The 17,723-nt window shown below is 62.5% G+C and carries 19 protein-coding genes; 12 read left to right on the forward strand and 7 right to left on the reverse strand.

Annotation, left to right across the window (positions count from 1 at the left end; genetic code table 11):
• Positions 1–12 precede the first annotated feature (12 nt).
• Together P1K30_RS07040 and secA are read right to left on the reverse strand one after the other, a co-directional pair.
• Complete coding sequence (locus P1K30_RS07040) at positions 13–1,305, reverse strand: hypothetical protein (protein ID WP_275631985.1); 1,293 nt, start codon at positions 1,303–1,305, stop codon at positions 13–15.
• Between the two features lie 173 nt (positions 1,306–1,478).
• Positions 1,479–4,241 carry a preprotein translocase subunit SecA gene (secA, locus tag P1K30_RS07045; protein ID WP_275631986.1) on the reverse strand — a complete coding sequence of 921 codons (2,763 nt, stop codon included), beginning with the start codon at positions 4,239–4,241 and terminating at the stop codon, positions 1,479–1,481.
• A 184-nt stretch (positions 4,242–4,425) separates the two neighbouring features.
• Between secA and P1K30_RS07050 the strand changes: the two genes are divergently transcribed.
• From P1K30_RS07050 to P1K30_RS07070, 5 genes are all read left to right on the forward strand, one after another.
• On the forward strand, positions 4,426–5,292 hold the full coding sequence (locus P1K30_RS07050) for a peptidylprolyl isomerase (protein ID WP_275631987.1): 867 nt from the start codon (positions 4,426–4,428) through the stop codon (positions 5,290–5,292).
• A 15-nt stretch (positions 5,293–5,307) separates the two neighbouring features.
• On the forward strand, positions 5,308–6,645 hold the full coding sequence (gene argJ, locus P1K30_RS07055; protein ID WP_275631988.1) for a bifunctional glutamate N-acetyltransferase/amino-acid acetyltransferase ArgJ: 1,338 nt from the start codon (positions 5,308–5,310) through the stop codon (positions 6,643–6,645).
• Positions 6,642–7,049, forward strand: a complete 408-nt coding sequence (gene mutT / locus P1K30_RS07060; RefSeq protein WP_275631989.1) for an 8-oxo-dGTP diphosphatase MutT — start codon at positions 6,642–6,644, stop codon at positions 7,047–7,049. The genes argJ and mutT overlap by 4 nt, the downstream gene beginning before the upstream one ends.
• A gap of 680 nt (positions 7,050–7,729) precedes the next feature.
• Complete coding sequence (locus P1K30_RS07065) at positions 7,730–8,377, forward strand: autoinducer binding domain-containing protein (RefSeq protein WP_275631990.1); 648 nt, start codon at positions 7,730–7,732, stop codon at positions 8,375–8,377.
• Between the two features lie 240 nt (positions 8,378–8,617).
• On the forward strand, positions 8,618–9,142 hold the full coding sequence (locus tag P1K30_RS07070; RefSeq protein ID WP_275631991.1) for a PAS domain-containing protein: 525 nt from the start codon (positions 8,618–8,620) through the stop codon (positions 9,140–9,142).
• Between the two features lie 9 nt (positions 9,143–9,151).
• On the opposite strand, the gene P1K30_RS07075 is transcribed toward P1K30_RS07070, so the two are convergent.
• Positions 9,152–9,856: a winged helix-turn-helix domain-containing protein gene (locus P1K30_RS07075; protein ID WP_275631992.1), complete on the reverse strand. Its 705-nt coding sequence runs from the start codon at positions 9,854–9,856 to the stop codon at positions 9,152–9,154.
• A 192-nt stretch (positions 9,857–10,048) separates the two neighbouring features.
• On the opposite strand from P1K30_RS07075, the gene P1K30_RS07080 reads away from it, so the two are divergent.
• From P1K30_RS07080 to P1K30_RS07110, 7 genes are all read left to right on the forward strand, one after another.
• Complete coding sequence (locus tag P1K30_RS07080) at positions 10,049–11,149, forward strand: flagellar basal body P-ring protein FlgI (protein WP_275631993.1); 1,101 nt, start codon at positions 10,049–10,051, stop codon at positions 11,147–11,149.
• Positions 11,149–11,430 (forward strand): rod-binding protein, encoded by a 282-nt coding sequence (locus tag P1K30_RS07085; protein ID WP_275631994.1) that lies wholly within the window; start codon positions 11,149–11,151, stop codon positions 11,428–11,430. Before P1K30_RS07080 ends, P1K30_RS07085 begins: the two co-directional genes overlap by 1 nt.
• Positions 11,427–11,942 (forward strand): hypothetical protein, encoded by a 516-nt coding sequence (locus P1K30_RS07090; RefSeq protein ID WP_275631995.1) that lies wholly within the window; start codon positions 11,427–11,429, stop codon positions 11,940–11,942. Before P1K30_RS07085 ends, P1K30_RS07090 begins: the two co-directional genes overlap by 4 nt.
• A gap of 124 nt (positions 11,943–12,066) precedes the next feature.
• A complete protein-coding gene (locus tag P1K30_RS07095) occupies positions 12,067–13,008 on the forward strand; it encodes a flagellin (RefSeq protein WP_275631996.1) in 942 nt (313 codons plus the stop codon).
• A gap of 121 nt (positions 13,009–13,129) precedes the next feature.
• Entirely contained in the window at positions 13,130–13,525 is a 396-nt protein-coding gene (locus tag P1K30_RS07100) for a flagellar biosynthesis regulator FlaF (RefSeq protein ID WP_275631997.1), read from the forward strand.
• Positions 13,525–13,953 (forward strand): flagellar biosynthesis repressor FlbT, encoded by a 429-nt coding sequence (locus P1K30_RS07105; protein WP_275631998.1) that lies wholly within the window; start codon positions 13,525–13,527, stop codon positions 13,951–13,953. The genes P1K30_RS07100 and P1K30_RS07105 overlap by 1 nt, the downstream gene beginning before the upstream one ends.
• Positions 13,950–14,756, forward strand: coding sequence for a DUF1217 domain-containing protein (locus tag P1K30_RS07110; protein ID WP_275631999.1), 807 nt, complete (start codon positions 13,950–13,952; stop codon positions 14,754–14,756). The genes P1K30_RS07105 and P1K30_RS07110 overlap by 4 nt, the downstream gene beginning before the upstream one ends.
• 68 nt (positions 14,757–14,824) lie before the next feature.
• Here P1K30_RS07110 and P1K30_RS07115 read toward each other — a convergent pair whose 3' ends face one another.
• From P1K30_RS07115 to P1K30_RS07130, 4 genes are read right to left on the reverse strand one after another with little or no spacing between them, the layout of a single operon-like run.
• Positions 14,825–15,871 carry a flagellar motor switch protein FliG gene (locus P1K30_RS07115; protein ID WP_275632000.1) on the reverse strand — a complete coding sequence of 349 codons (1,047 nt, stop codon included), beginning with the start codon at positions 15,869–15,871 and terminating at the stop codon, positions 14,825–14,827.
• Between the two features lie 4 nt (positions 15,872–15,875).
• A complete protein-coding gene (fliP, locus tag P1K30_RS07120; RefSeq protein WP_275632001.1) occupies positions 15,876–16,739 on the reverse strand; it encodes a flagellar type III secretion system pore protein FliP in 864 nt (287 codons plus the stop codon).
• Positions 16,739–17,071, reverse strand: coding sequence for a FliM/FliN family flagellar motor switch protein (locus tag P1K30_RS07125; RefSeq protein WP_275632002.1), 333 nt, complete (start codon positions 17,069–17,071; stop codon positions 16,739–16,741). Before P1K30_RS07125 ends, fliP begins: the two co-directional genes overlap by 1 nt.
• The gene (locus tag P1K30_RS07130; protein ID WP_275632003.1) at positions 17,068–17,721 is read right to left on the reverse strand and encodes a FliH/SctL family protein; all 654 of its coding nucleotides are present in this window, start codon (positions 17,719–17,721) and stop codon (positions 17,068–17,070) included. Before P1K30_RS07130 ends, P1K30_RS07125 begins: the two co-directional genes overlap by 4 nt.
• Between the last annotated feature and the right edge of the window lie 2 nt (positions 17,722–17,723).

Consider the following 17,723-nt stretch of genomic DNA (forward strand, 5'->3'; position numbering starts at 1 on the left):
ACCGCGACTGCCTCAGTATGCGGCGATCTTCAGGTCTCGAAGGAGGTTTTTCAACACCAGAAACTCTCCGGTGGCGTCGCAGTTCGGCATCGATAGCGTCAGGGACACAGGGCGCATTCCACCGGCGGCGGTGCGCTGGATCGTCTGGCCCGCGATGTCGTGGTCGCAGTTGGTGGCGGTCACTTCGGCCTCGACGCTCAGGCGGACCACGCCGTCCTGTCCGCGCGCATCCTCGGGCAGCGAGTAGACCTCGGCCAGGAACGCATCGGGCTGCGACCGGTCGCCCAGCAACGTCAGGAACCCGCCGCCGGTCCGCGTCGCGACCTCGACCGAGCCGGGATTTCCCGACCAGATGTGGCCCGCATCGCCATAGTCGGCACCGAATTCCAGCGCGTGGATCTGAAGCCCGTTGTCGCCGTTGTACTGCAGCACGACACGTTCGTTGCGCAGGGCGGCGGGCACATCAACGGCCGTTTCAGCAACCGCGCCGCTGGCCAGCGTGACCGAGAAGGTCGCATCCATGTCCAGCGCGGGAACATCGACCGCGTAGGTGCCCAGCGCGTCGGTCTGGTCCGAGAAGATCAGCCCCTCGTGGCGGACGGTCAGCCGTTCTTCTGCGGCGCAGGGCGCGACCAGCATCAGGTGCACCATCCCGGCGGGACGGGCGGACGCCGACAGGATCACGTCGCAGGCAAGGCCGTACTCGTTATGACCGGCCGGGCTGATCGGGTCGGCGGGCAGATCCTCGGGCGCGGCTTCCTGAACCGGGGGCATCCGGTCCAAGGGCGTGGGCTGTTTCAGTTCCAGCGGTTCGGGGATCGCGCTGTCAGAGGGCATTTCCGGGATCTCGACCACCACGGCTTCGGGCGTATCGCCGTCCGGCAGCGCGTCGAGGCTTGCAAGGTCAACAACGTCCGGGGGAGTGACGTCGGCGTCAGCGGGGTCTTCGGCGTCAAGCTCGGCGAGAATTTCCAGCTTGGACGGCGCATCCGCCGGTTCCGATTCCGCCGTTTCGGCAACGGGCAGCAGACCTTCCGAGGTATCGTCCGCATCGGCCACGATCACAGCCGGCTCGGGGGTTGGTTCCGGTGCTGACTCGGGCGTTGGCGCGGGCAGGACGCCTGCGACCATCGGCTCGGCTGCGGTGTCGACCGTAATGTCGGCGGCAATTTCGGGGTCAGGGATGCTGTCGCGGGCGTTGGCGTCGCCGTTCCGCTGCATCAGGTGCGCGGTGACCAAGACGGCGGCGACGGTCGCGCCGTTTGTCAGGTACTTCCGGTACTTCTGTAAGAATGCCAACTGCATGGTGCCGCCCCTGCCCAATCAATTTTGTGGATAAGTGGCACAGAAATGAGGAAACAGTAAGGCGAAGAGCCTAAATTGTGTTGTAATTCGGAAACAAAAACAGGTTGCCGTGGCCGGAGCCCGACCTCGGCAACCTGTGGATAACCAAGCGTCCATGCGCCTGGCGCGTCAGATCAAAGCGCGCCGTGGCAGTGCTTGAACTTCTTCCCGGACCCACAGGGACACAGGGCATTGCGCCCCGGATTGCCCCAGGTCGAGGGGTCGTTCTCGTCGAACCCTTCAAGCTGCGCGACAGGTTCCGCGCCCGCCGGGGCTGCCGGAGTCTCGGTCGGGGCGGCGGCAGTATCACCAGCGCCGACAGGCTCTGGCTGCTTGGCTGTCGCGGACTCGGCGGCCTTCTGCAGCGACTGCTGCTGCGCCATGATGTCCTTCATCATCTGCTCGCGCTCTTCCTCGCTGAGCGGGCGGATCTGCGACAGCTTCTGGGTCACCTCGGTGCGCAGCGAGTCCAGCATCCCGTGGAACAGTTCGAAGGATTCCGTTTTGTATTCGTTCAGCGGGTCGCGCTGCGCATAGCCCCGGAAGCCGACAACCGACCGCAGGTGTTCCAGCGTCAGCAGGTGCTCGCGCCACTTGCCGTCGATGGTCTGCAGCAGGATCTGCTTTTCGATCGAGCGCATGTTCTCCGGGCCGAATTGGGCGGCTTTCGACGCCATCAGCTCGTCCGAGGCGGCGGCAAGGCGTTCCTTGAACACCTCGGAATCCACGCCTTCCTCTTCACCCCAAGCGATGACCTTTTCGTTCACGCCCAGTTTTTCCAACGCGGCGGCATACAGCCCCTCGGTGTCCCACTGGTCCGAGTAGGTCTTCGGCGGGATGTATTCGTCGACCAGATCGTCGACCACCTGATGCCGCATGTCCTGCACGATCTCGTGCAGATCTTCGGCTTCCATGATCTCGCGGCGCTGGCCGAAGATGGCCTTCCGCTGGTCGTTCATCACGTCGTCGAACTTCAATAGCTGCTTGCGGATGTCGAAGTTGCGGCCTTCGACCTTCGCCTGCGCCCGCTCAAGCGACTTGTTGACCCAAGGGTGAACGATGGCCTCGCCTTCCTTCATCCCCAGCTTTTTCAGCATGTTGTCCAGACGCTCGGACCCGAAGATGCGCATCAGGTCGTCTTCCAGCGACAGGAAGAACGCCGACCGGCCCGGGTCGCCCTGACGGCCGGACCGACCGCGCAGCTGGTTGTCGATGCGGCGGCTTTCGTGACGCTCGGTGGCAAGGACGAACAGACCGCCCGCCTTCTTCACCGCCTCTTCGGCGGCGGCGTGGCTGGTCTCTAACTCTTGCCGGATCTCTTCGGGGTCGCGGTCCGGGCTGGCGGCGATGGCCTCCATCACCTGGAATTCGAAGTTGCCGCCCAGTTTGATGTCGGTGCCGCGACCGGCCATGTTCGTCGCGATGGTCACCGCACCCAGCTTGCCGGCGTCAGCGACGATCTGCGCCTCTTGCTCGTGCTGGCGGGCGTTCAGGACGTTGTGCGGGATCTTCGCGGACGTCAGAAGCTGCGACAGGAACTCCGACTTTTCGATCGAGGTGGTGCCGACAAGGACGGGTTGCCCGGCCTCGTGCGCGGCTTTGATTTCCTCGACGATGGCTTCGAATTTTTCCTTCGCGGTGCGGTAGACGGCGTCGTGTTCGTCCTTCCGCGCGATGGGCAGGTTGGTCGGAACCTCGACCACGCCCAGCTTGTAGATCTCGGCGAATTCCTCGGCCTCGGTCGACGCGGTGCCGGTCATGCCGGACAGCTTGTCGTAAAGGCGGAAATAGTTCTGGAAGGTGACCGACGCCAAGGTGACGTTCTCGGGCTGGATTTTGCAGCCTTCCTTCGCCTCGATCGCCTGATGCAGACCGTCCGACAGGCGGCGCCCGGACATCATGCGGCCGGTGAACTCGTCGATCAGCACGATCTCGCCGTTGCGGACGATGTAATCCTTGTCCTTCGTGAACAGCTTGTGGGCCCGCAGACCCTGGTTCACGTGGTGGACGATCGTGGTCGATTCCGGGTCATACAGCGTGTGTTCCTCGGGCAGGATGCCCGCGGCGTGCAGACGCTGTTCGAGGAATTCGTTGCCTTCCTCGGTGTAGGTCACGTTCCGCGACTTTTCATCGATGTTGTAGTGTTCCTCGGTCAGTTCCGGGATCACCTTGTCGATGGTCATGTACAGCTCGGACCGGTCCTGCGACGGGCCGGAGATGATCAGCGGCGTCCGCGCTTCGTCGATCAGGATCGAGTCGACCTCGTCCACGATGGCGAAGTAGTGGTCGCGCTGGTTCATGTCCGACAGCTCGGATTTCATGTTGTCGCGCAGGTAGTCGAAGCCAAGCTCGTTGTTGGTGGCATAGGTGATGTCGCAGGCGTACGCCTCTTTCTTTTCACCTTCGGGCTGCTGCGGATAAACGACGCCGCAGGTCATGCCCAGCGCGTTGTAAACCTTGCTCATCCACTCAGAGTCGCGCTTGGCGAGATAGTCGTTCACGGTGACGACATGCACGCCGCGCTTCGTCAGAGCGTTCAGATAGGCCGGGAAGGTGGCGACCAGCGTTTTGCCTTCGCCCGTCTTCATTTCGGCGATGTTGCCCTGATGCAGGAAGATCCCGCCCATCAGCTGCACGTCGAAGGCCCGAAGCCCAAGTGCGCGCTTGGCGGCTTCGCGACAGTTCGCGAAGGCTTCCGGCAGGATCTTGTCCAGGCTTTCGCCGCCCGCGACCCGTTCGACAAGCTCTGCCGTCTTTTCGATAAGGCCGTCGTCGGACAGCGCCTCGAACTCGGGTTCCAGAGCGTTGATCTTTTCGACGATCGGTCGGGTCGCCTTTACTTTGCGGTCATTTGGCGTGCCAAAGACCTTCTTGGCGATTGTTCCGATACCCAGCATGTCTACTCCGCCTGGAAGCCTGTTTTCAAACCAACGTGTAAGAGGAGTGCTTGCCCGCCCTCTCCCGAACCCATAGGAAATGCGGTGAGAAAGCGGTCCTGCGCGCCTTTTGGCGATGTAAGGGCCGGTTGGTATGGTGTCAACGTCGCGAGCTTTCGCGGCCAAGTTCAAAAAGGATCACCTTATGGCTTATTCGAAGACCCTCCTGGCCTCGGCAGCGATTGCGCTGAGCCTTGCGGCCCCCGTTGTCGCACAGGATGCCGAGACGCCAGCGGAGGTCACCGCTGACACCGTTGTCGCCACCGTCGGCGGCACCGATATCACGATCGGCCACATGATCATCATGCGCGAAGCCCTGTCCGACCAGAACAAGTCGCTGCCCGATGACGTTATTTTCGAGGGTCTGCTTGAACGTCTGATCCAGCAACGCGCCGTGGGCGGATCGGTGACCGAGCCGAACCGCGCCGCCGAACTGGCGATCGAGAACGAGGAAAGCGCGATCCTGGCCAGCACGAAGGTCACGGAAATCGCCGAAGCGATCGAGATCAGCGACGAGGATCTCGAGGCTGCCTATGCGTCGAAATACGCCGACTTCGAGCCGGTGAAGGAATTCAACGCCAGCCACATTCTTGTCGCGACGGAGGAAGAAGCAGCCGCACTGGTCGAGGAACTGAACGGCGGCGCCGACTTCGCCGAACTGGCGAAAGAGAACTCGACCGGCCCGACCGGCCCGAACGGCGGCAACCTTGGCTGGTTTGGCGCTGGCATGATGGTGCCCGAATTCGAAGAGGCCGTGATGGCGCTGGAAGTCGGCGATGTGTCCGAGCCGGTGCAGACGCAGTTCGGCTGGCATGTCATCACGCTGAACGAGACCCGTCTGCCGGAAGCCCCAGCGCTGGACGAGGTGCGCGACACCATCCAGGCCGAGCTGTGGGAAACCCGCTTGCGCGAAGAGATCGAAGAACTTGTCGAAGCCGCCGAGATCGAGCGCCCGGACCTGTCGGGGATCGACCCCGCCGTGCTTAAAGACACCACTCTCGTCACTGAATAAGAAGGTCCTGGGGCAATGGCCGGGAAGAAGAAAAAGATCCGCAAGCTCAAGCAGAAGCTAAAAGAGCTTCGGGCGCATCTAGAGACCTCGGGCGCAACGCCCGAGGCCGAACCGCGGACGAAGAAGCCGCTTCCCGTCTCGCCTCTTGCCCCGGTTGGCGGGTTTCCGAACCTGCCGGAAATCGCCGGCGTGCGCTTTGCCACTGTCGCGGCAGGGGTACGCTATGCGGGCCGGACCGACGTGATGCTGGCAGAACTTGCGCCGGGGTCCGAGATCGCCGGCGTGTTCACGCGCTCGGCCACGCGATCGGCGCCTGTACTGGACTGTCAGGACAAAATCGGGGGCAGCGCCGACGGCGGTGCCGCCATCGTGGTGAACTCGGGCAACGCCAACGCCTTCACCGGCAGCCACGGCATGGCGTCGGTGCGGGAACTGGTGTCCGGCGTGTCGCGCATCGTGGGCGTGCCGGAACACCGCGTGTTCACCTCGTCTACCGGCGTGATCGGCGAACCGTTGCCGCATGACCGGATCATCGCCAAGATCGAAGACCTGAAAGCCGGCCTGTCCGCCGATGGCATCGCCGCCGCGGCGCGGGCGATCATGACCACCGACACCTATCCCAAGGGCGCCTCGGCGACGGTCAAGATCGACGGCAAGCCGGTCAAGATCGCTGGCATCGCCAAGGGGTCGGGCATGATCGCGCCCGACATGGCGACCATGTTGGTCTATATCTTCACCGACGCGAAGATCGCGCAGGCGGATCTGCAGGGAATGCTGTCGCAACTGACGGATCGCAGCTTCAACTGCATCACCGTGGACAGCGACACCTCGACCTCGGACACGCTGCTGCTGGCCGCAACAGGCGCTTCGGGCGTCGAGATCACGGGCGACGGCATCGCCCCGTTCCGCGAGGCGCTGTCGGGCGTCATGCTGGACCTTGCGCATCAGGTCGTCCGCGACGGCGAAGGCGCGACGAAGTTCGTCGAGATCCGGGTGACCGGCGCCGCCGACGATGCCGACGCCAAGACGGCGGGCATGGCGATCGCGAACTCGCCGCTGGTCAAGACCGCCCTTGCCGGCGAAGACCCGAACTGGGGCCGCATCGTCATGGCGATCGGCAAGTCCGGCGCGCAGGCCGACCGCGACAAGCTGGCGATCCGGTTCGGCGACACTCAGGTCGCCCGCGACGGTTGGGTCGACCCAGACTACAAGGAAGAGGCGGGCGCGACTTACATGAAGCAGTCCGACCTGATCATCGGCATCGACATGGGGCTGGGCGATGGCGCCGCCACCGTGTGGACCTGCGACCTGACCCACGCCTACATCTCGATCAACGCCGACTATCGTTCATGAGCGACAGCAAGATCGTACTGGTATCGGCCGTCGCGCTGATTGATGCGGACGGCCGCGTGCTTTTGGCCCAGCGCCCCGAGGGCAAGTCGATGGCCGGGCTTTGGGAATTTCCCGGCGGCAAGGTGGAACCGGGGGAATCCCCGGAAACGGCCCTGATTCGCGAGCTTCAGGAAGAACTTGGCATCGATACGTGGGAAAGCTGCCTTGCGCCGCTGACCTTCGCCAGCCACGCGTACGAGACATTTCACTTGCTAATGCCTTTGTTTGCTTGCCGAAAATGGCAGGGCATTCCGCAATCGCGCGAGGGTCAGGCCCTGAAATGGGTCGCGGCGCACAACCTGCGCGAGTATCCGATGCCCCCAGCGGACGTTCCGCTGATTCCGATTCTGCGTGATTGGCTTTAGACAACTTCACCCTATTGTTGACAAATTTCAGCCCAGAAACCGCCGATTTCTGCTTTATCTGCGTAATTTGAGCGCAAAAGTCTGATTTTTTTGCTCACTTTGTTAGTGATTTGAAAACAGGGATCACTTAATGTGTCGGTAGGATGACACAGGGGATGGTGAGCATGCTTCGGACAATCGTAATCGGAAGTTGCGTATCGGTTCAGGGCTTCTTTGTCGGCGTTCTGCCGAACGGACAGATTTCCGTTCGGGTCGGCGACAAGATCTTTTCGGGAAGCCCGGTCGACGCACTGGCGGCGTGATCCGCTAAACGGACTTCACTCGCGGAAATTAAAAAGGGGAGGGCTTTGCCTTCCCCTTTTGCTTTTCGGGCATCCACGCTGGCCCGCAGGTCTTTACGACGTAACGAACGCGTTCATCAAAAACGCGCCGTGCAACCCCAGATCAGTATTGCATCACGAAAGCACAACGAAGGTCCGGCACTTAGTGAACGCCATAAAGGACTTAGCGTAACCATTGACAACCTCAGGATGCTACCACAACTTGTCGTTGAGACGGCAAGCACGGCCTCTCGCCGTTAACCAAAGGCGGGGAAGTTCGTGTGCCATCAGGAAGAGTGCGGCGCGGTCCGCCACTGGTAACGCTTGCTGAGGCAGCGGTGCGACCGAGGAACGTGTCACATGTTCGAAGACAATCCCTTCGAAATCATCCCGGACTACGAGGCGTGCGACAAGGAACTCTCTGCCATTGCACCGTCGGGCTATTGCCTTGTCCTTCATGCGCACGTCTGGAAGACCAAGTTCGTCTACAGCACCTACCCCGAAGCTTGGCGCGACCATTACGACACCAACAACCTTGTCGTGCTGGATCCCGTGGTTCTTTGGGGCATGGTGAATACCGGCACGACACGCTGGAGCGGACTGGACACGGTACAGCGCGTCACTGCCGACTATGTCATGCGGCGCGCGAAAGACTTCGGCTTGGCCTACGGCGCGGTCGCGGTGACGCGCAGCAAGCATCTTCGAAACAAGAAGTGCCTTCTTGCCGTGTCGCGCCCCGACCGTGAATTGACGGACGACGAGATCGCGCGGGTTGCCGAGATCCTCGACCATATCGTCGCGGTCCATGACGGGCGGCTGGGCCTGACGGACGTGGATATCGCGACGATCCAGACCCTTGCGCTTGGATATTCTCAGGACGAGATCGCCAAGCAGATGCACACGACTCGAGACACCGTGAAGAAACGGATCGAGCGCATTCGCAGGAAGATTGGGGCGCGAAACGCCACACATGTGGTGTCGATCGCGCTTTCTCATAGCCTAGTTTAGGCAGTTTGAGGCTTCTTCAAGGCACCGGTCCCCTATTGGGTAAAACGATCAAAATATCAGTAGCTGGGCAGGATTCCGCCGGGTAACGATCAAGTGTCTCCGGTCAGAGACGCTGGGAAACACTTTAATATCTACATTAGAAACGGCGGCTGTCCGTCCGGATCAATACCTTCCCGGTTACACGAGGAACTACAGCGTCTTGAATGCTGTGTTTCCTGAATGAAGAAGGATTGCTGTCCAATGCAGCTTGCCGATCTGACACTCTCTCGCCATTCGGACCTTGATGCCGCGACTGGGGAAGGCATCCTTCACATCGGTCCCCTGCACCGGCACGCTGCCCGGTCGCTGTCCACGATCCTTGGTGACCTTGGTCTGACGACAGGCGCCGACGACGCGCTGCGGTTCACCGCCCATGGGACAGACATGGTGACACTGACCGTCACCGGCTTCGACGTCACCGGCTATCTGCTGGAAGACTTCGGGATCGAGGCCGAAACCGAAACGCTGGACGCGTTCGTGCTGCGGGCCTGCCCTGCCGGAACGCCGATCACGTTGCGCGGTCACTATCACCCGGACGATCAGACGCGCATCACGTCGTTCATGACCGCGCTTCACGACGGTCGCCGCGTGACGTGGACCAGCATGCGTCTTCGGATGCGTGACGGCGAGACGTTGCGCCTGTCCGGCACCGTTGGCGGCTTCCCGATGCTTCAGGGCTTTGCCGCACCCGCGTCCGACACCCCTGCCGAACGCGCCTTTGCCTGACGCGGGCGTTCAGCCCGCGACTGGCGCTTCTCCTTCCAGGGCATAGCCTTTGCCGGTGTAGGTCCGGATCATGCTGGCGCCGTCGCCGGAATGCGCCTCGATCTTCTTGCGAAGCTTGCAGATGTGGACGTCCAGCGCCTTCATATACGGTTGATAGTCCGCCAGCGCGTACAGCGCATCGAACAGCGCGTCGCGGCGAACGACCTTCCCAGAGTTCAGCGCAAGAATCCGAAGGATCGTGTTCTCGCTCGACGACAGCCGGATCGGGTGGCCGTCGAATTCGGGGTGCCGTCCGTCTAGGTAGACCGTCAGCGCACCGGACCGGACCTCTTGCGACCGCAATCCGTGATGGCGGCGCGTCACCGACCGCAGCCGCGCCGCGATCTCGACCGCCGCGAAGGGTGCGCCGACAACGTCGTCCGCACCGGCATCCAGAATTCGCGCAACCTCGTCGGGGTCCAGGTCGTCCTGTAGCACCAACAGGGGATTCGCCACTCCAGCGGCGCGCATCCGGCGCACCTGTCCGGCGGCGTCGCGTTCGGGCATCAGCCCCAGAAGCACCGGAAGCAGAACGGCGGCGCCTTCGTCCAGCCCGGCCATCCCTGATTCGATTGCCGCCTTGGGCAGATCTTCGACCGTAAGTCCTTGGCGCGGCAGGGCAGAAAACAGCCCTTCTGCGCGGGCGTGGTCGTAATCATGCAAAATTACCCGCATGGGTGCTCCCGAGAAACTTGCGAAAAACTAAAAGTAGGGTACATTGCCGTCGTTAGCCGGTTCAACGAAAAACCTTCCATTCGGATAAGGAATTTCACGAAGCGGCGCAGGAACAGGCCACGGCCACCGTTTGGTGGATATGCGAATAACGTAAATTCCCGCCCGCGCGGGTTTCAGATTGGATGCCTTGCGATGCTTAAACGCGTTCTTCTTGCCCTGACGCTTGCCGTCGTCCTGCCGGCGGCCGCCGCGCAGGCGCAGGTTCGTCTCAAGGACATCGTGAACTTCGAAGGCGTGCGGTCGAACCAGCTGATCGGTTACGGCCTTGTCGTCGGCCTTGATGGCACCGGCGACAGCATGAGGAACTCTCCGTTCACGCGCAAATCCATCGAGGGCATGTTGTCGCGGCTGGGCGTCGGCAACCTGACGGGCGAAGGGCTGAACACCAAGAACACCGCCGCGGTGATGGTCACGGCGAAACTACCGCCCTACGCGCGGCGCGGCAGCGAGATCGACATCGAGGTGTCGTCGCTAGGCGATGCCACCTCGTTGCGGGGCGGAACGCTTCTGGTGACGCCATTGTCGGGCGCCGACGGGCAGATCTATGCCGTCGGACAGGGGCCCGTTGCCGTGGGCGGCTTCAGTTTCGAAGGCGCCGCCGCCGACCTGACGCGTGGCGTGCCTACCGTGGCGCGGATCGAGAACGGCGCGACCGTCGAACAAGAGATCGATTTCGACCTGCGGCGGATGACCAGCATTCGGCTGGCTTTGCGAAATCCCGACTTCACCACCGCGTCGCGCATTGCCGAGGCGATCAACGCCCATGTCGGCATCGCCCGCGCCGAGCCGCTTGATCCCGGCACGGTCGAGGTGCGCGTGATCGAGAAGGGCGACGTGATGGAGGCGCTTTCGACGATCGAGAACCTGCAAGTCGAACCCGATACCCCCGCGAAGGTGGTGATCGACGCAAAGTCCGGCACCATCGTAATCGGGGCCGACGTGCGGATCGACGAGGTCGCGATCAGCCAAGGCGGTCTGACCGTCAGCATCAGCGAAAGCGCCCAGGTCAGCCAGCCGGAACCGTTCAGCATCGGCGAGACGGTGATCGTCCCGCAGACGGACATCGAAGTCTACGAGCGCGACTCTGGCTTCGCCGTCGTCGGCGGGCAGGTCAGCCTGCGCGAGCTGGTGGACGGGCTGAACGCCATCGGCATCGGTGCACAGGAAATCATTTCGATCCTGCAGGCCATCAAGGCCGCGGGTGCCCTTCACGCAGATCTGGAGATCATCTGATGGATATCGAGTCCAAGCCCATTCTGCATCCGCTGTCCGGCCCGCACCCCGCGAACCAGCCGACAAGCATCGAAGAGGCCGCGATGGATTTCGAGGCCTCGTTCCTTGAGATCGCCTTTTCCACGATGATGGAAGACGCGATCCCCGCGCCCGCCGGCGGCTTCGGCGAAGAGATGTTCCGCAGCCAGCTGACCAAAGCCTTCGCACGCGAAGTCGCGGAAGCCGGCGGCGTTGGTATCGCCCGCTCTGTCGCGGCGCAGTTGAAGGAATACATGGAATGATCGGCGTTCCGAAGACGTCCGCCCTGTCGCGGCTTGGTATGCGGCTCGGCGAACGCAAGGCCCGTGACGGCGAAGAGGGCGCCGGGCTGACCGACGAAGACGAAGGCAACATCGCCGAGTTCGAAAAGATCCTGTCGTCGACGCTGGATTTCCTGCGCAAAGAGAACGGCGCGCTGGAAGATCGCGACGTCGATCGGGTGGCGTCGTATTTCGATGAGAAGGCACGGCTTCTGGAAACGCTGGAACGGCGGCAGCCTGCGGTCGAACCCTTCCTGTCCGTCGACGTCCCTGCTGTGGGCCAGTTGCGAAAACTGATTCGGGACCTGGCCGATCAGCTGGAAACCAACGAACGGCTTCTGCGCGGCATGGCGGATGCCTCGCGCACGATTCTGGCCGAAGTCGAACACCTTCGCACGCGTCAAAGCCTGAAGGGCGTCTACGACAAGACCGGTCAGCTGCGCGGCGACGTGGCGCCGAAACCGGTCAAAAAGGGCTTCGAGAAAGATTTTTAGAAATTTGCGAAAACGGAAACCTTTCGGAAACCTTCCTGCCGCTTTCCCTTGATGTCGGGCGAAGACCCGACCGTCCCGCCAGAAGGAGGGACGTGCAGCAAGAAAGCAAAAGGAACTAGCCCCCATGACTTCCATCATCACCAACACCTCCGCGATGAACGCCCTTCAGGCCCTGCGGTCGGTGAACAACAACCTCGCCACCACTCAGGACCGCATTTCGACCGGCCTGAAAGTTGGCTCGGCCAAGGACAACGCGGCCTACTTCCAGATCTCCGAGACGATGAAAGGCGATAGCTCGTCCTATGCGTCGATCAACGAAGGTCTGACCCTGACCAAGAACTCGGTCGCCACGGCCCGCCTCGGCGCCGAGACGATCCAAGACCTGGCTCAGCAGTTCATCGATAAGGTCGCATTCGCTCAGGGCGCCACCGGCGGCCAAGGCGAAATCGAAAACGACCTGAATGAACTGGTCAAACAGATGGAAACGACGCTCAGCCAGTCGACCTTCAACGGCGACGACATGCTGGGTGCCGGCTCTTACGCTGCGGGCTCGGTGGCCGGCTCTGCCATCGACGGTGCGACCGGCGCACTGACCCGGGGCGTCAACGGCGACGCAACTGTCGGCGTTGACCGCAACGTGGTTACCGGCATCACCCGTGCTGGCGGCACTTTCGCCACCACCGACATCGTTGTGAAGACGCACGACATGGCCGAACTGGTCAGCGACTTCAAAGCGATCGCAACGGGCTTTGCCACCAACGCCGAAGTCGTCGCCACCGGCGAAGCCTTCCTGGCAGGGGCTCTTGCCTCGGTCGAGACGGTGCTGACCGACGTGACCGATGTCGCCACCCAGCTGGGCCAGGCGGAAAGCTCGATCGAAGGCCAGCAGGAGTTCCTGAACCAGATGGTCGACAACATCGACAGCGGCGTGTCCTCGATGATCGACGCGGACATGGAAGAAGAAGCTGCCCGTCTTCAGGCGCTTCAGACCCAGCAGCAGCTGGCCACTCAGTCGCTCGCGATCGCGAACCGCGGTCCGTCCAGCGTTATGAGCCTGTTCCAGTAATGCTTGCCAGTGTTCACGTAATGATTGTCAGCAGTCGCTGAAGCGTATCGCCCGGCCTCGGATGACCGAGGTCGGGCTTCGTTTTTCAAGCCCCCGGGCCCGCACCAGAAGGTGACATCAGATGAGCCTCGACGCCTATAAGAAATCCCTCAAGACCACCGAGACACCGCGCGCGATGGAGCGCCGGGTCCTGACCCAGATCACGTCGCGCCTTGACGCGCACCAAGCCGAGTATGACGCCGCCGCCGAAGGCCCGTCCCGTCTTGGCATCCTTGCCGGTCCGCTGCGGTCGGCCGTCCACGACAATGTCCGCCTTTGGCTTGGCTTCAAAGCCGACCTGCTGACGCCGGGCAACGCGCTTCCCGCCGAAACCCGCGCCGGACTTCTGTCGCTGGCCGGTTTCGTCGAACGCCAAAGCGGCCAGATCATGAACGGCCGCGGCACCATCGAATCCCTGATCGCCGTCAACAAGCCGATCATCGCGGCCCTTCAGGGCCACACCGTCGAGGCCGCGTAATGGGCCTGATTCTCAAAGTCAAAACCGGAGACCGCATCGTCATCAACGGCGCCGTGCTGCGCAACGCGGGCAAGGGCCAGATGTTCGTCGAGGTCGAGAACCGGTCCGACGTCCTGCGCGGCGAAGAGATCCTTGCCGAGGACAAGGCCCAGACCCCCGTGCGCCGGTTGTGCCAGCTGATCCAGGTCGCGATGGTCAGCCGTGAATCGCGGGGCGAGATCCTGCCGCGCATTCACGACGGGATCACCGAGCTGATGCAGGTCATGCAGAAAAGCCACGGCAAGGTTCTGGACCGCGTCCGCAGCCACGTCGAGCAGGACAACCTGTACGGCGCGTACCGCGTCCTTGGCCCCGTTATCCGTTACGAAGACAAGCTTCTGGCGATCTCAGCCGGGCTTGCCGATACCCCGAAGGAATCGCACGCATGATCTCGACCGCCGGTCTGTCCCCCTTCGTCGGCATCACGCTGGTCCGCGAGAACCGCGAGATGTTCGAAGCCGACGTGCAGCGCGACCCGATGGCCAAGCGCGAGATCGACGCGTTTCGGGAGCGGATCGGCGGCATGGAAACCGTCGAGGACCTTGTGAACGATTACGAGGTCTTCAGCTTCGTCATGAAATCCTTCGGCATGGAGAAAGAGATCTATGCCAAGGCCATGATGAAAGAGATCTTCACAGCCGATCCGGACGACGACAAGTCGCTGATCAACCGCCTGACCGACGACAAGTACACGCTGGCCAACGAAGAACTGGGCTTCAACGCCGACGGCACCGCCGACGCCAATTTCACTGACCCCGACTGGGTCGAGGAGATGGTGGAACGCTACACCGAGCAACGGCTGATCGACACGCAGTCCGACGTGAACGAAAGCGTCGGCACGGCGCTTGCGTTCGAGCAGAAGGTGTCCGGCCTGACCAGCTGGTACAAGGTGCTGGCGGACACCGAGATGAAAGAGTTCATCATGACGGCGTTCGGGATGCCCGAAAGCTCTGCTAACGCCAGCGTCGATTCCCTGAAGAAGATGCTGGAAAAGCGGATGGACATCGAGGATCTGCAAGACCCCGAGGTTCAGGAAAAGCTGATCCGCCAGTTTTCCGCCTTCGCCGCCGTGACGCAAAGCCAAACCACCGAGAACGCAGCCGTCACCCTGCTGTCGCAGGGCAATTCTTACAACATGGTGACGATCGACATCGACTCGATCCAAGGGTTCTCGGGCTACGGCACCCGCTGAATAACAGACACTAAAAGGCCGCGGCGCGATTATTCGGGCCGCGGCTTTTTTGCGTTCTGCGGTCTGGCTCAGACCATCTCGTCTTCGGTGCTGGGCAGACGGATGATGTCCTGCCGAACAAGGTCGTTGGTGATGTCGATCAGCGTCGCCTGCGCCTCGCGGCTTTCGCGCGCGCGGACCGGGCCCATTTCCTTCATCTCCATTTCCAGCATCTCGCGCATCCGCTGGGTCAGGGCCGACATGAAGGCGCTGCGGATCTCGGACTTTGCGCCGCGCAGGGCCAGCGCCAGCGTGTTGCCCTCTGCCATCCGCATGATCCGCTGAAGCGATGCGCTTTCCAGCTTCACCATGTCGTCGAAGGTGAACATCTTCTTGCGGATCTGGTCCAGTTCCTGCGGTACGCGGTCTTCCAGATCGCTGGACAGGCTTTCGAACACGCTGCCGTCCATCTTGTTGAACATGTCCGCCATCCGCTGCTGCGGATCGACCGTCGACTTGCGGGTCGCCGCGCTGAGGAAATCGCTGACGATGACCTGTTCGAGGTTGTCGATGACATGCCGCGACAGGGTGCCAAGGCCGATCATCCGCGTCGCGATCTCGGCCATGCGCTCGGCCCCGAACAACGGCAGGACGCGGGCCGATACGGTGGGTTTCATCCGCGACAGGATCGCGGCGACGGTCTGGTCGTGTTCGCCCATCAGCCAGTTGGCGATGGTCTGCTCGTTCACCGCCGCGAAGGCGTCCCAGACGTTCTGGCCGTGGGTGGGCGCGCGCAGGTCGCCCATGATGTCGGAAATCGCGTCGTCGGACATGAAGCCCGACAGCATCCGCTCGGCGATCTGAACCGACCCTTCGACACCGGCGCCGCCAGACACGGTCCGCGAGAATTCGCGGATCACATTCTCGACCGTGCTGGCCGGGATCGTGCCCAGCCGAGACATCGCCTGGATCACGGCCTGAATCTCGGACCGCGCCATCTTCTTCATCATCACCGATCCGCGTTCCTCGCCGATGCACAGGAACAGGACAGCCGCCTTTTCGACCCCGGTCAGCGGGATCTCTTCCGCGGCAAGCTGCAGCGGGAAACTGGTGGCGTGGGGATTGAGTGCGTTCACGAGACTATCCTCCGGCGTAGGATTGGATCAGGGACCCCGCGAGACGGTACCAGCCGTCGATCGCGACGAAGAAGATGACCTTGAAAGGCAGCGAAATCATGACCGGCGACAGCATCATCATGCCGGCCCCCATCAGGATCGCGGACACGATCAGGTCGATGGCAAGGAAGGGGACGAAGATCAGGAACCCGATGGTGAAGGCGCGCTGAAGTTCGGAAATCATGAAGGCGGGCACCAGAACCGACCACGCGATCTGGGTGCGGTCCTCGGGAAGCGCGTCAACGCCGCCTTCGGTCACGCCCTCGACGGTCTCGTCGGGCACGACGGCGTCGGCCTGCGCGGCAAACCCCTGAAACAGGGCCAGATCCTTGTCGCGGGTGTTGTTCGCCATGAAGGCATGAAACGGCTCGGCGATGCGTTCGACAGCCTGTTCCTCGGTGATGGCGCCGTCGATCAGCGGCGCAAGACCGTTGTCCCAGCTGTCCTGAAGCACCGGCTGCATGACGTAGAACGTCAGGAACAGCGCCAGCGAGGTGATCACCATGTTCGGCGGCGACTGGTTCAGGCCCAGCGCCATGCGCATGATCGACAGGACGACGACGAACCGGGTGAACGAGGTCATCACGATCAGCAGGCCCGGCGCGATAGACAGCAGGGTCAGCAGGCCGAACATCTGTATCAGGCGGCCGGACAGCTCTCCGCTGCCCTCACCTTCGGGGTCGAGCACCTCTGACAGCCCGCCGATCAGTTCCCCCAGCCCCGATTGCTGGGCCCATGCCGTCGCGGCGCCAGCCACAAGGATGAGACCCGCAAGCAGGGCGGCAAGGGCGAACCGGCCCGGACCGCGCAGAAGGGTGCCCGTGGGCATCAGTGCGTGCCCATCACGTAGTCTTTGACGATCTCGGTCAGGGTGATGCCCAGGCCGTCTTCGCCGACCTTCACAAGGTCGCCGCGCGCCACCAGCCGGTCGTTGATCATCACGTCCAGCGGCTGTCCGATGCGGCGGTCCAGCTCGACCACGGACCCGCGCGACAGCGACAGAAGCTGCGACACCGGCATCCGGGCCTCGCCCAGAACGACCTGCACCGACAGCGACACGTTCAGCATGGCATTGACGCCCTGCCCGTTGCTTTGCACGTCGGCCTTCTTGATTTCCTCTGCGGCGATGTCCTTGAGGAGGCTATTGGAATCGTCCGTCATGTCACATTTCCCGGCTGTCTGTTGAACGAGAGATTGGGGGCCCTGAACAGCGAAAGGATGTCCCCGCACAGGGCGTCGAAGTCATAGGCGGAACGACCGTTCTGCCAGTTTGCGCTGACCGCGCAGGCCAGAAGATCGGGGTCTTCGGTCACCCGAAGCTCTGTGCCCTCGCCTTCGGGGCGGGCCAGTTCGCGGGCAAGCGCGCCGTAGCCTTCGGGCACCTTCACCTCCAGCCACGGGCTGCCCAGCGCGCGCCGCGCGATCTGGCGCAGTTCGGTGGCCAACTGCTCGCGGCCGTATTCCCCGACCATTTCAGGGAAAAGTTTTTCGCAAAAGTCCCGCATGAAAGCGATCATTTCCAGCTCTAGCCCGTCGCAGTACACCTGCTGACCGGCCAAAAGCTCGTCGATGCGCGGCAGCAGCGTTTCCAGCGTCGCCGCCTGTTTCTGCGCAATGCTGTCGCGCATCGCGGTTTCGCCGGCGGTGTAGCCTTCGGCATAGGCCTCGGCCCGCGCGGCTTCGACGGCGCTGGCAATGGCCGCGTCCATCTCGGCCCGGGTGAAACTGGTGGCCCTCACCTGCGCGCGCTCTGCCTCGACGCGGTCTTCCACGTCGAAATCCGGGGGGCTGAGGATGCTCTTGCTCGCCATCT

The organism is Psychromarinibacter halotolerans (assembly GCF_029168315.1).
Classification (GTDB): domain Bacteria; phylum Pseudomonadota; class Alphaproteobacteria; order Rhodobacterales; family Rhodobacteraceae; genus Psychromarinibacter; species Psychromarinibacter halotolerans.